Below are 12,219 nucleotides of genomic sequence, written 5' to 3' on the forward strand. Positions count from 1 at the left end.
GGCCGTATTCACCGTCTGCTGCCAAGGATTCAGTCTCCCGTCGCTACCAGCTCTTCGATGGAGTCGTGCCGTATCCGGTCGGACGGGACACCGACCCCCATGAGGGCCGCCACACCGCTGCGGATCAGTCCCGGCGGGCCCGAAAGGTATGCGTCGTATTCCCGGTACGGGCCGAATCGGCGTACCGCGTCCGGGAGTTGGCCGGTCAGGGTGGCGGGCCCGCCGCGGGTGCCCGGCCCGATGGCGACGACCGGGCGCACCGAGAGCCAGGGGTGGGTCCGCTCCAGGCGCAGCATGGTGTCGATGTCGTAGAGGTCGTGGTCGCTGCGGGCTCCGTAGAAGACGTCCACCGGGCGACGGGTGCCGTGCTCGGCGACGTCCTCGACCAGCGCCTTGATCGGGGCGATACCGGTGCCGCCGCCGACGCACAGCAGGCCGCTGCGGGTGGCGTGGTCGACGGTCATCGTGCCGCCGGGCCCGCCGAGCCGCAGCACGTCGCCGGGGCGGGCGCGGTGCACCAGGGCGTTGGAGACCCAGCCGGCCGGGACCGCCTTCACGTGGAACGAGAGCAGGCCGTCGGAGCGCGGGGCCGACGCGAAGGAGTAGTGCCGCCAGACCCGCGGCCACCAGGGGGTCTCCAGGCTGGTGTACTGGCCGGCGCGGAACGGGTACGGCTGGTCCGGGCGGACCGTCACCACCGCGGTGTCCGGGGTGCGCAGCTCGTGGGCGACGATCTCGGCCTGCCACCAGGCCGGGGCGACCGCCTCGTCCTCGGCCGCCGCGTCGATCATGATCTGCGAGAGGGCGGTGTACGCGCGCACCCACGCGCCCTCGGCTTCCGGGCTCCAGACGGCCGTGGCATACCGGGACAGCGCGCTCAGCAGGCACTCGCCGACCGCCGGGTAGTGCTCGGGCCGGGTCCCGTACTTGCGGTGCCCGCGGCCGAGCCGGGAGAGGTACGCGGTCAGCGCCGCGGTGTCGTCGACGTGCTGGGCGGCGGTGAGCAGCGCCTTGAAGAGGCGGTCGCGCTGGACGTCCATCGAGGCGGGGAAGAGCGCCCGCAGGTCGGGGTGGCGGACGAACAGCAGCGCGTAGAAGTACGAGGTGACCTGGTCGGCCGCCGGTTCGATCTCGGCCAGGGTACGGCGGATCAGGACCGCGTCGGGGGAGGCGGCCGCGGTGGACGAGCGCAGTGCGGCGAGGGAGGGCTCCGCGGCGGGGGGTGCCGGAGCGGCGGGTGGCGCCGGAGCGGCGGGGGGTGCCGGAGGGGTAGCTGGTGCCGGGGTCGGGAGGGGCGCGGGAGGGGCGGCAGGCGCGAACGGGGCCGGAGTGTCGACGGGGGCCTGTGGTGCGGGGGCCTGGGGTGCGGGAGACTCCGGTGCGACGGCCGAGGTGGGTGGGGCGGTGAGGCCGAAGGCGTCGAACGGGGTCGGCGCGGCGGACTCGTGGACCGGTTCCGGCTCGGCGGCGCGGGGCGGTGCCGGGGCGTCGGGCCGGCTGTCCTCGTGGCCCGCCGGCGGGTCCTGGTGCGGCACCCGCCGCGCCGCGGGCTCCCGGTCGGCGGCGGTGCCGACCGGGCGGATCGGGCTGACGGGCCGGCTGGGTATCCGCTCCGCTTCCTGCCGTTCGCCCGGGCCGGCCTCGTCCCGGTGCGCCGACTTCCGCTCATCGCCGGAATTCTGCCGGTCCTGTTGATCACCGGGAGATTTTGTCGACGGCGGGGTGAACCAGCCCCAATCGCCACTGCTGCCGCCGGGAGATCCGCTATCGGCCGACGTGGTGGTCGGAGCGTCCATGGTCTGCCTCGCCTCGAACGTCTTTCGGTCGTCTTCGCCGTTCCGCTGACGGAACTGCCCGGAATTCCCCCGCCCTGCCCGGAATTCTTGAGCGGCCGCAGCAACTCCGGCAACACCCACTCAAGCGGACACCTCGTACCTTCTTGCCGCAAGCGGCGCGCATGCCGTTCCCTCAGCATGCCGGTCGGCTCGCCGCGCCGGACATATATCGGGAAGTCCGGGCGAGACGGGCCGCCCACCCGCTAGGCTGACCGGCTTTGGCTGCCGTCCACCCACCCGCGGAGACCGCCGCCCCCGCCGAGCCGGACTCGACCATACCGGCAGTACTTGAAACCACAAGCCCGATCCGGGAACACTCCGCACGCCCCCGCCGATAACCGTGATCCGCACCACGGAAGGCAATTTCCCTGCACACAGCGGACGTATCCACCACGGAAAACGCACGGTCCGCCGAATTACCCGCCAGTACACACCAGTTCGTATGCGTCGCGCAGATCACGGCCGGTGTAGGCATAGGTGGCCAGCCCACTGACATGGTGATCCGCATTCACCGCCACCGATTCCGGTACCACGGTGAAGAGTTCGACGTCCGACATGGAGTCGCCGTACGCCACGCAGTCGCTCCGGGTCAGCCCGTACCGGGCGCACAGGGTGTCCGCGATCCGCACCTTCGCGGCCGACGAGAGGATTCCGGACGGTTCGAGCGGTTCCCGGATCGGCACCGCGGGCCAGCGGGAGCCGTGCGCGGTGTCGGCGCCCCACGCCACCAGCCGCTCGACGAAGAACCCGGGAGAGAGCGAAATCACGGCGCACCGCTCGCCGCGCGCCCGGATATCGGCCCATACCTCCCGTATGCCGGTCAGCCACGGCGCGCCCTCGAAGGCCGCCGCGACCCGGTCCTCGGTCAGTTCGGCGGCCCACAGGGCGCAGGCCCGCTGCGCGAAGCCCACCGGGGTCAGCGCGCCGGCCGCGAACGCTTCCTCCAGAGCGGCGATCTCCCGGTCCAGGCCGAGCTGGCGGGAGATCTCCACGGCGGCCGCGGACCCGTGGAGCAGCGTGCCGTCCATATCGAAGAGATGCAGCTTGCCCATGCGCCGGAGCCTAAGTGCCGCCCCTGGGGGAGCGCGGGTGAACCGGTGTACTCGCCGCCGCGTACCCGCGGATACTCCCGGCGCCGGACGCCCTGCCGGGCGCCGCGCGCCACCGTGGAGACATGCCGCTGCGCCGTCCCGTCCGCCGGGCCCTCCTCGTCCTCCATGTCGCCGTGTCCGTCAGCTGGCTGGGGCTCACCGCCGGGCTCTGCGCCCTCGGCGTCGCGGGGTTCACCGCCTCCTCGGCGGCCACCGCGGCCGCCGCCTACCGGGCGATGGGGATCCTCACCGACCTGGTGGTGCTCCCTGTGGCGCTGCTCTCCCTGGCCGGCGGGGTGGCGCTGGCCCTCGGCACGCACTGGGGCCTGGCCCGTCACCGCTGGGTGCTCACCAAGTTCTGCCTGACGGTCCCGGCCGTCGCGCTCACCGTGCTCGTCCTGCGGCCCGGTCTCGCCCGGCTCGCCGCCGCGGCCGCCGCGGGCCGCCCCGCCCCCGAACCCGGCCTGCTCGTCGCACCGGCGGTCGCCTCCGCCCTGTACCTCTTCCTGACCGCGGTCTCCGTCCTCAAGCCGTGGGGCCGCACGCGGCGCGGCGGCCGGCCGCGCGGGGGCACGGCCGGCCGGGAGGGAGGGGCGGGAACGGTCGGGTCCCCGGCCGGCCGGAAGGCGTGATCCCGTGAGGTGAGCCGGTGCTGCACGCGCCGGGCGCGGCCCTCCGCCCCGGTAGGGCAGCGCCGCCACCCGGGCTCCCCACCGGGACGGGCTGTGGGACGCCTGCCGTCCGGCGCGGGCGTCCGCTGCCCGGCCGGTCAGCCGCGCGCCGCCGGAACGGCCGCGTCCGCCGTCGCCGCCGGGCCGCCGGCGGCGACCACCTGGCCGCGGCCCGGCTGCCGGCGCTCCAGGGCGGCGGCCAGCACCGCCACCCCCAGGGCGGCGACGGCCATCAGCGCACCCACCCAGTTGGGCGCGGTCAGGCCCAGCCCGCCGGAGATCACCAGGCCGCCGAGCCAAGCGGCCAGCGCGTTGCCGAAGTTGAAGGCCGCGATGTTGCCGGCCGAGGCCAGGGTGGGCGCGGCGGCCGCCTGGTCCAGCACCCGCTTCTGCAGCGGCGGGACGGTCGCGAAGCCGAAGAAGCCGATCAGCGCGACGGTGACGACCGCCGCGGCCTTGTGCTGCGCGGTGAAGGTGAACGCGGCCAGCACCACGGCCAGGCCGGTCAGCGATGCGTACAGCATTGGCATCATGGCGCGGTCGGTGAACCGGCCGGAGACGAGGTTGCCACCGACCAGCCCGAGGCCGAAGACCGCGGTCAGCCAGATGACGGAGGACGGTGCGAAGCCGGTGACCTCGGTCATCATCGAGGCGAGGTAGGTGACGGCGGCGAAGACCCCGCCGAAGCCGAGGACGGTCATCAGCATCGCCAGGCCCACCTGCGGGTTGCGGAAGACCGCCAGCTCGCTGCCGATCCGGGCCGCCGCCCGGGCCCGCTGCGCCGGGATCAGCCGGACGATGCCGAGCAGCCCCAGCACGCCCAGCGCGGCGATCGCGTAGAAGGTGGTGCGCCAGCCGAACTGCTGGCTGAGCAGGGTGCCGGCCGGGACGCCCACGACGTTGGCCACGGTCAGCCCGCTGAACATCAGGGAGATCGCGGCGGCCCGCTTCTGCGGTGCGACGAGGTCGGCGGCCACCAGCGACCCGATGCCGAAGAACGCGCCGTGGGTGAAGGCCGAGACCACCCGGCCGGCGAGCACCAGCCCGAAGGTGGGCGCGAGGCCGGTGAGCAGGTTGCCCACCACGAACAGGCCCATCAGCAGCATCAGCATCTGCTTGCGGGTGAAGCGGGTGCCGAGCGCGGTCATCAGGGGCGCGCCGACCACCACGCCGAGCGCGTAGACGGTGGTGGCGTAGCCGGCGAGCGGGATGGACACCCCGAAGCCGGCCGCCATGTCGGGCAGCAGGCCCATGACCGCGAACTCGGTCGTTCCGATCCCGAAGGCTCCGATGGCGAGCGCCAGGAGAGCAAGAGGCATGGGGTCCCTCCGATTGATTGCATCCATCCCTAACGAGCGTCCACAATAATTGCAGACGCCTGATACTTGCAAGCGCGGGATATTTCGTCTGTGGCCTATCCTGGCCCTACGACGGATGAGGAGGTCGGCGATGACGCAGCGGACGCGGGAGACGACGGCGGCGCCGGAGGCCGCGGCCGGGGGCCTCGCCCAGGGCTGGTGCGCGCTGTCCGCGCTGCACGGCCGCATCGAGGCGCACATCGAGCGCGCCCTCCAGGCCCGGCACGACCTCAGCGTCCGGGAGTTCTCGGTCCTCAACGTGCTCAGCGCGCAGCACGACGGGCCGGGCGGCCACCTCCGGATGCACCAGGTCGCCGACGCGGTGGTGCTCAGCCAGAGCGCCACCACCCGCCTGGTGACGCGCCTGGAGGACCGCGGACTGCTCTCCCGCTACCTCTGCCCGGACGACCGGCGCGGCATCTACACCAACGTCACACCCGACGGTCTGCGCCTGCTGGAGGAGGCCCGGCCCACGCACGACGCCGCGCTCCGCGCCTCGCTCCAGGAGGCCGCCGAGCGGCCGGAGTTGGCTCCCCTGGTGACCGCGGTCCGGGCGCTGGGCAGCTCGGCGTGACGCGGCCGGCCCGGCGGTCCGCCCGCACCCCGGTCCGGGCGGTGCGCACGGCATAGGGTCGCCCCCATGAGCGATCCCGTGATACGCCGCGCCACCGAGGCCGACCTGCCCGCCATCGTCGCGATGCTGGCCGACGACCCCCTGGGCGCCACCCGGGAATCCCCCGGCGACCTGGCGCCCTACCGCACCGCCTTCACCACCCTGGCCGCCGACCCGCACCAGCACCTGGTCGTCGCCGAACGGGACGGACGGGTGGTCGGCACCCTCCAGCTCACGGTGATCCCCGGTCTGTCCCGGCGCGGCGCCACCCGCTCGCTCATCGAAGCGGTGCGGGTGCACGCCGACGAGCGCGGGGCCGGGCTGGGCTCCGTCCTCATCGAATGGGCCGTCGCGGAGTCCCGGACGCTGGGCTGCCGACTCGTCCAGCTCACCTCCGACGCCTCCCGCACCGACGCCCACCGCTTCTACGAGCGCCTCGGCTTCGAGGCGTCCCACGTGGGCTTCAAGCGCGCGCTCTGACCTGCCGGGTGCCGGTCAGGGGGCCGGGGGAGCGGTCCCGCGCGCCCGGTGCGCCTTCTGCCGGCAGGCCCCGCCGCAGTACCGCGCGGGCCGGCCGGTCCGGGCGGGCCTGAGCGCCGTCCCGCACACCCGGCACCGGGTTTCGTTACGTTTCCGGGCCGCGGTGGGGAGTTCCGTGACGTTCCGGCCCGCGCGCAGGCCGTCGAGCATCAGCGCCGTCATCCGGCCCACCGGCACCGCCGCCGGGCCCGCTTCCGGTCCCGCCTCCGGGTCCGCCGGCCCCCGTCCGGCCGACCTCCGGCGCTCCATCGCCAGACAGCCGGCCAGCAGCACCCGGACGTCCTCGAGATCGACGTCTTTCCGTACCGCGCCCGCCTGTTGGGCCCGTACCAGCAGGATCCCGAGGGCCGTGCGGAACTCCAGGTCCGGGCCGTCCGGGGCCGCCCCGGCCACCGCCGGGACGTCCTCCCCGGCCGCCGACAGCGCCTCGCACAGCGCCCGGTCGGGCGCGGCCAGCCGGACCACCGAGGCCAGGAAGCGGAAGAACACCCCGCCGGGGTCCTCGGCGTCGGCCACGTCCGCGGCGGTATCGGCGAACAGCCGGAGCCGGTCCCGGACCGCCGCCCGGAACAGCGCCTCCTTGGACGGGAAGTGGCGGTAGACCGTGCCCGGGCCGACCCCGGCGCGCCGGGCGATCTCCCCCAGCGGAACGCCCAACCCCCGTTCCTCGAAGGCGGATCGGGCCGCTTGGAGCACCAGCGCGCGATTCCGCCGGGCGTCCGCCCGCACGGCCGCCGGCCGCCCGTCCGCCTCCCGGCCGCCTCCTGACACCACCCGGCTCCTCCGCACTGCGCACCCAGGACAAGAACCACTGCGCACCCGGCGACGAGAACCGGGTTGGTCGTTCCGATTCTATGAGCCGGTGAAAACCGGGGGCGGACCGGCATGCGGAGCGGTGCGGGGGCGTTCGGCGGCTCCGGTGGGGCGGCGCCGCGGCGAAGGCACGACCGCAGCGAAGAAGCCCGCAGGCAGCAAAAAGGGTGGGGACTGTTTCACGTGAAACAGTCCCCACCCCTGCCCTCCTGCCGAGGGCGCGTACGGCGGTGCGGGAGCGGCCGCCGGAGCGTGGGCCCGCCGGATCAGCGGCCGGGCCCGGTGACTCAGGCCACGGTGACGGCCGCGTCCCAGGCCGCGCCGGCCGCACCGGCGGCCGCGTCCTCGTCGACCGCCACGCCCAGCGCCCGCAGACCGGTCGCCAGCGCCGCGAGGGAGGCCAGGACCACCGCGCGGTCCGCGGCCCGCCCGTAGTGGTTGACCCGGATCATCTCCGCGGCCAGCGCACCGGCGGCGGCCTGCACCGGCACCGTGGCGTCGGCGGCGAGCGCGGCGGACACCACCTCGCGGGCGTCCACCCCGGCCGGGGTCCGCAGCGTGGTGGCGGCCGGCGCCGCGTGCTCGTCCCGGATCACGTACGGCACCGGCCCGCCGAGCACCGCCACACCGGCCCGGACCGCCGCCGCGGCCGCCCGGTGCCGGGTGATGACCGCGCCCAGCCCCTCCTGCTCGATCCGGTCCACGGCCTGCTCCAGCGCCAGCATCTCCAGCTGCGCCGGGGCGTGCGGAAGGGCGGTGCGCCCGGCGTCGATCCAGCGCTCCTTCCAGTCCAGCAGGGAGAGGTAGGAGCGCCGCGGCGCCTGCTCGTTGGCCGCGATGCGCTCCCAGGCCCGCGCGCTGACCGAGACCGCGGAGACCCCGGCCGGCCCGGCCAGCGCCTTCTGCCCGCCGATGACGCACAGGTCCACGCCCCACTCGTCGGTGAGCAGCGGCTCGGCGCCCACCGAGGCGACCGCGTCGAGCATCAGCAGGGCCCCGTGCTCCCGGACCACCGCGCCGATCTCGGCGACGGGGTTGGTGTTGCCGGTGGCCGCCTCGGCGTGCACCAGGCTCACGAAGTCGATCTCGGGGTGCTCCCGCAGCGCGGCCGCCACCTGCTCGGCCGAGACGGCGGCGGTGAAGGGGGCGCTGAGGGTGACGACCTCGGCGCCGCAGGACCGCAGCCAGCCGCCGAACGTCTCGCCGTACGGGCCGGTGATGATGTTGAGCGCGGTGCTGCCGGGCCGGGCCGCCGAGCGGATGCACGCCTCCAGCGGCAGCAGCGCCTCGCCCTGGGTCATCACGACATCGCAGCGGGTCCGCATCAGCGCGGCGACCTTGTCCTCGATCCGGGCGAAGCGGGCGGCATCGAGCGGAGGCAGATCGAGCAGAACCGGGGCGTCGGCGTTCGCAGTCACGGCAGTCACAGTGGCCTTCCAGCGGTAGCGAGCCGCGCACTGCGGCGGCTCCTGACATCTCGCTCGACTGTACGTCCGGCCGCCCGTCACCCGCCGTACGGGCCCGGCCGGGCCGGTTCGGGCGCGACGGAGGGCGCGGGTCAGGGCGGAGGGCGCGGGTCGGGGCGCGCGGGGCAGGGGCGGGGCCTGCGCGCGGGTCAGGGGGCGCCGCGCCAGCCCTGCGGGTCCACCCCGCCGGGTACCGGGTCGGCCGGCTCGTAGGGCCCCCGGGTGAACACGAAGGTCGCCAGGTCGAGGTGGCTGACCGAACCGTCCGGCGCCCGCACCACCCGCAGCGATTCCCCTGCGTAGTAGCCGTCCAGCCCGGTCCACGTGCCGTCGGACTCGGCCCGGAACCGGGAGCCGCGCCCGTTGCCGGACAGCGTGACCAACTCCAGCCCGCGCCCGCCGGTCAGCCGCAGCGCGAACGGGTTCGCGCCCCAGTACCAGGGGCCGCTCAGGGCCAGCAGCTCCTCGTCCACCGGCTCGGGCAGCGGGCGCCACGCCTCCGGGATCCTGGGCTCGTGGGCGGTCACGGTCTCCACGAGGTCGGCGGCCACCGTGCCGATCGGGAGGCCCGAGGTGCAGTTCGCCAGGGCCAGCGCCGCCACGTCCTGGTCCGTATCGACCCACAGGGCGGCCAGGAACCCCGGCATGGACCCGGTGTGGCCCGCCAGCCGGCGCCCGCCCTTCGACACAAGCTGGAGCCCCAGGCCGTATCCGGCGCTCCAGCCGTCGCCTTCGGGCGGCACCGCGGGGGTCCGCATCTCGGCCAGGCTCGCACCGTCCAACACCCGGTCGTCGCCGCGCAGCAGGAACGCCGCCCACCGGCACAGGTCCTCCGTGGTGGACCACAGCTGCCCGGCCGGTCCCATCAGCCCGCTGTCGTGGGCGGGTTCCGGCAGCAGCGCATCGGCCCACGGATGGACCGCCCAGCCCTGCGCGTGCGGAGCCGTCGGGGTCAGCGTCGTACGGGCCATGCCCAGCGGCTCCAGCACCTCGCGCCGCAGCACCGCCCCCCACGGCGTCCCGTCCCGCAGCCGCTCGACGAGCGCCCCGAGGACCGCGTAGCCGAGGTTGGAGTAGTGGTGGCGCCGGCCGGCCGGGTGCGGCCGTGGCCGTTCGTCGAAGAGATCGGCCGGTTCGGGTCGCAGCCCGCCCGGCGTCCGCTCCCACCACGGGCCGCGCGGTTCGGCGCTCAATCCGGCACCGTGTGCGAGGAGTTGCGCGATCGTCACGTCCGGGGCCGGGAGGCCCTTCAGGTGGACACCGAGGGGGTCGTCCAGCCGCAGCAGTCCCTCGTCCCGCAGCCGGAGCACCAGGACGGCCACGAAGGTCTTGGACAGCGAGCCGATCCGGTACTGCACATCGCCGTGCGGCACCGCCCCGTCCACCGTGCCCCGGGCGCCCGTCCAGACCACCCGGCCACCGCGGACGACCGCACCCGTCATCGACGGCGCCCTTCCGTCGGCCTGGGCGAGCGCCAGCCGCCGCAGCAGCGCCCGCCGGGTCTGCGGCATCAACTGCTCATACTCCGCACCCGAGTCGATGACCGCTCCGCCGCGCGGGATCACCTCGGACACCCCGCCCCCGTGCGCTCCCGGCTCCGGCGGCTCCGCGGACTCCACGGCCGTCATGACGCTCCTCCACGAGACTGTCCACCCGGCCGCATCGGCTCGGCCGGTCATCCGCAGCGGCGGATCCCTGCCCGCCGCGCCGCCATCCTGCCCGGCTCCCGCCTGCTGACGCCCGATGTTTCACGTGAAACCGGCCCGCGGCGGACCCACCCCGGTTTCACGTGAAACAACGAGCCACGGACGACCCTCGTTTCACGTGAAACAACGCGTGGCCGGCGTCCCTCGGTTTCACGTGAAACATCACCCGCCGCCCGGCTCGCTCACGGCACCGGCACAGCCACCGCCGCGATCGCCTCTCCCAGGGCGGCCTGTTCCTCCTCGGGCAGCCAGCGCGCCGCATGCACCATGTGCAGGGCGCTCCGCAGCCGCACCCGGTCCTCATCCGTCCCCAGGTACCCCAGGTACGCCGGAAGCGTCAGCCCCAGCGCCTTGAGGTCTCCGCGCGCGCACCACCGCGCGAACAGCTCCCGGAGCAGCCCTGCGCCGTCCGCCTCAGCGCACCCCGGCGCCACCGCGGTGCCGTCACCGCTCCCGGCGGCCGCCTCCGCCGTGTCCCGCAGTCCCTCCGCGATCGCGAACCGATTCCAGTCGGTGTACTGGCCTTCCGGCGCGTCCGCGACCCGCTCCGCGGCCCGCACGAAGTACTCACGGGCCGTGGCGAGTTGGCCGAGTTCGCGGTACGCCCGCCCCAGGTTGACGTACAGCGACGGGTAGAAGCCCTGGACCCGTGCGTCCCCGACCCGGTCGGCGCGGTCCAGGCACTCCTGGTTCCAGCGCAGGGTGCCCTCCGGCGTGGTCTGGTGCCGGGCGAGGTAGTGCGCGGCGATGCATGCCTCGTAGTCGTCCCGGGCACCGTCCCACGCCTGCCGGAACAGCTCCCGCGCCGCCGCGGCGCGCCCTTCCGCCTCGGCCTGCATGCCCGCCACGCAGAGCCGCACCACCGGCAGTTCCGGATCCATCCGGCACTTCCCTCCCCGAGTCCCCGGCCGCCCCGTCCTCGGGGCGGCCGTACCGCTTCCGGCACCACTGCGCGCGCCGCGTTCCCTCGTGCCCGCCGCCGCGTCAGTCCGGCGCCCGCACCGGCATCACCAGCGTCGTGAAGCTCCCCTGGTCCGCCGAGCGCACCACGACCGGCCGGTCCGGCGCGGCGATCTCCAGCAGCACATCCGGCCCCACCCCGGCCTCCAGGGCCGGCACCAGAACCGCCGGGTCGAAGGAGATCCGCAGCCCCGGCCCGGTCGGGACCGCGCGCAGCCGCATCGGCTCCGCCTCCCCGCCCGACACCGCCAGCACCCCGTCGCCGAGGACCGCCGCGCCCGCTCCGAACGCCAGCGACACCGGTCCGCCGCCGCGGGCCGCCACCGCGTCCCGCAGCCCGGCCCGGTCCACGATCAGGCGCTGCCGTACGGCTGCCAGACCGGACAGCATCAGCCGGTAGTCGGGGAACGCCTCCGCCGGTGCCGTTCCGGCCGCGCCCGGCCCGGCGTCCCAGCACTCCTCCCCGCTGCGCAGCAGCACCCGCGCGCTGTCCGGGCCGCCCGCCGCGGCCGGGAACTCCACCTCGACCACCGTCCGGCGCACCGCCCACTCCGCCAGCCGCCGCGCGCTGCCCGCCGGGATCAGCGCCCGCCGCGGCCCGCCCTCGGCGGCCTCCGGCCGCAGCCCCCGGACCGCCAGCCGGTAGCGGTCGGTGGCCACCCACCGCACTTCCCCGTCGGCGAGTTCGCACAGCAGACAGGCCAGGACCGGGAACTCCCCGGCCGCCGGCCCGGTCGCCGCGGCGGGCGCCACCTGCCGTACCGCGCTGGCGAGTTCCGGCCCGCCGATGCGGGCCCGCGCCGCACCGCCGGCCCCCTCCGCTTCCCCGGCCGTCTCCTGGAGAAAGTCCGCCACCACGGCCCGCGCCTCGTCCGCCGCCCGCCGGGTCCGGTCCAGATGTGCCCGCAGGACGTTCCGTGCCGCCTCCCCGGGCCCGTCGAGCACGGTCTCGACGTCCACCAACGGCAGCCCGGCCGCGCGCAGTTGGCGCAGCCGCACCGCACGGCCGGTCTGCCCGGCCCCGTAGCGGCGGTATCCGGTGGCCTCGTCCACCCGGTCGGGCCGGAGCACCCCGCAGTCGTCGTAGAAGCGCAGCGCACTCGGCGTCAGGCCCACCCGGCGCGCGAACGCGCCGATGCCCAGCAGTTCCCCGTCGTCGTCCATGG

The 12,219-nt window shown here is 75.2% G+C and carries 11 protein-coding genes; 3 read left to right on the forward strand and 8 right to left on the reverse strand.

Features of this window, described 5'->3' with window-relative positions; all coding sequences use genetic code 11:
* Positions 1-29: 29 nt before the first annotated feature.
* Positions 30-1,796, reverse strand: a complete 1,767-nt coding sequence (locus MUU72_RS09585; protein ID WP_248012738.1) for a globin domain-containing protein — start codon at positions 1,794-1,796, stop codon at positions 30-32.
* 455 nt (positions 1,797-2,251) lie between these two features.
* Positions 2,252-2,887 (reverse strand): HAD family hydrolase, encoded by a 636-nt coding sequence (locus MUU72_RS09590; RefSeq protein ID WP_248012739.1) that lies wholly within the window; start codon positions 2,885-2,887, stop codon positions 2,252-2,254.
* A 122-nt stretch (positions 2,888-3,009) separates the two neighbouring features.
* Between MUU72_RS09590 and MUU72_RS09595 the strand changes: the two genes are divergently transcribed.
* Complete coding sequence (locus tag MUU72_RS09595) at positions 3,010-3,558, forward strand: DUF2269 domain-containing protein (RefSeq protein WP_248012740.1); 549 nt, start codon at positions 3,010-3,012, stop codon at positions 3,556-3,558.
* 137 nt (positions 3,559-3,695) lie between these two features.
* Here MUU72_RS09595 and MUU72_RS09600 read toward each other — a convergent pair whose 3' ends face one another.
* Positions 3,696-4,916, reverse strand: coding sequence for an MFS transporter (locus MUU72_RS09600; RefSeq protein WP_248012741.1), 1,221 nt, complete (start codon positions 4,914-4,916; stop codon positions 3,696-3,698).
* Positions 4,917-5,046: 130 nt separating this feature from the next.
* On the opposite strand from MUU72_RS09600, the gene MUU72_RS09605 reads away from it, so the two are divergent.
* Both MUU72_RS09605 and MUU72_RS09610 read left to right on the forward strand, forming a co-directional pair.
* Positions 5,047-5,529 carry a MarR family winged helix-turn-helix transcriptional regulator gene (locus MUU72_RS09605; protein ID WP_248012742.1) on the forward strand — a complete coding sequence of 161 codons (483 nt, stop codon included), beginning with the start codon at positions 5,047-5,049 and terminating at the stop codon, positions 5,527-5,529.
* 66 nt (positions 5,530-5,595) lie between these two features.
* Positions 5,596-6,048 carry a GNAT family N-acetyltransferase gene (locus MUU72_RS09610; protein WP_248012743.1) on the forward strand — a complete coding sequence of 151 codons (453 nt, stop codon included), beginning with the start codon at positions 5,596-5,598 and terminating at the stop codon, positions 6,046-6,048.
* Positions 6,049-6,063: 15 nt separating this feature from the next.
* Here MUU72_RS09610 and MUU72_RS09615 read toward each other — a convergent pair whose 3' ends face one another.
* The 5 genes from MUU72_RS09615 to MUU72_RS09635 form a co-directional block, all read right to left on the reverse strand.
* Positions 6,064-6,879, reverse strand: coding sequence for a TetR/AcrR family transcriptional regulator (locus tag MUU72_RS09615; protein WP_248012744.1), 816 nt, complete (start codon positions 6,877-6,879; stop codon positions 6,064-6,066).
* Between the two features lie 329 nt (positions 6,880-7,208).
* Entirely contained in the window at positions 7,209-8,339 is a 1,131-nt protein-coding gene (locus tag MUU72_RS09620; RefSeq protein WP_372503052.1) for a pyridoxal-phosphate-dependent aminotransferase family protein, read from the reverse strand.
* 197 nt (positions 8,340-8,536) lie between these two features.
* Positions 8,537-9,898, reverse strand: a complete 1,362-nt coding sequence (locus MUU72_RS09625) for a serine hydrolase domain-containing protein (protein ID WP_248012819.1) — start codon at positions 9,896-9,898, stop codon at positions 8,537-8,539.
* 377 nt (positions 9,899-10,275) lie between these two features.
* The gene (locus tag MUU72_RS09630) at positions 10,276-10,974 is read right to left on the reverse strand and encodes a hypothetical protein (RefSeq protein ID WP_248012746.1); all 699 of its coding nucleotides are present in this window, start codon (positions 10,972-10,974) and stop codon (positions 10,276-10,278) included.
* Between the two features lie 103 nt (positions 10,975-11,077).
* A complete protein-coding gene (locus MUU72_RS09635) occupies positions 11,078-12,217 on the reverse strand; it encodes a MerR family transcriptional regulator (RefSeq protein ID WP_248012747.1) in 1,140 nt (379 codons plus the stop codon).
* Positions 12,218-12,219: the final 2 nt, after the last annotated feature.

The organism is Streptomyces rhizoryzae (genome assembly GCF_023155275.1).
Classification (GTDB): Bacteria; Actinomycetota; Actinomycetes; order Streptomycetales; family Streptomycetaceae; genus Streptomyces; species Streptomyces rhizoryzae.

Bases quoted from the DNA above. Each gene is read 5' to 3' on its own strand.
- MUU72_RS09610 (WP_248012743.1), top strand. From the start codon at position 5,596: ATGAGCGATCCCGTGATACGCCGCGCCACCGAGGCCGACCTGCCCGCC.
- MUU72_RS09635 (WP_248012747.1), bottom strand. From the start codon at position 12,217: ATGGACGACGACGGGGAACTGCTGGGCATCGGCGCGTTCGCGCGCCGG.
- MUU72_RS09630 (WP_248012746.1), bottom strand. From the start codon at position 10,974: ATGGATCCGGAACTGCCGGTGGTGCGGCTCTGCGTGGCGGGCATGCAG.
- MUU72_RS09585 (WP_248012738.1), bottom strand. From the start codon at position 1,796: ATGGACGCTCCGACCACCACGTCGGCCGATAGCGGATCTCCCGGCGGC.
- MUU72_RS09625 (WP_248012819.1), bottom strand. From the start codon at position 9,898: ATGCCGCAGACCCGGCGGGCGCTGCTGCGGCGGCTGGCGCTCGCCCAG.
- MUU72_RS09600 (WP_248012741.1), bottom strand. From the start codon at position 4,916: ATGCCTCTTGCTCTCCTGGCGCTCGCCATCGGAGCCTTCGGGATCGGA.
- MUU72_RS09595 (WP_248012740.1), top strand. From the start codon at position 3,010: ATGCCGCTGCGCCGTCCCGTCCGCCGGGCCCTCCTCGTCCTCCATGTC.
- MUU72_RS09590 (WP_248012739.1), bottom strand. From the start codon at position 2,887: ATGGGCAAGCTGCATCTCTTCGATATGGACGGCACGCTGCTCCACGGG.
- MUU72_RS09605 (WP_248012742.1), top strand. From the start codon at position 5,047: ATGACGCAGCGGACGCGGGAGACGACGGCGGCGCCGGAGGCCGCGGCC.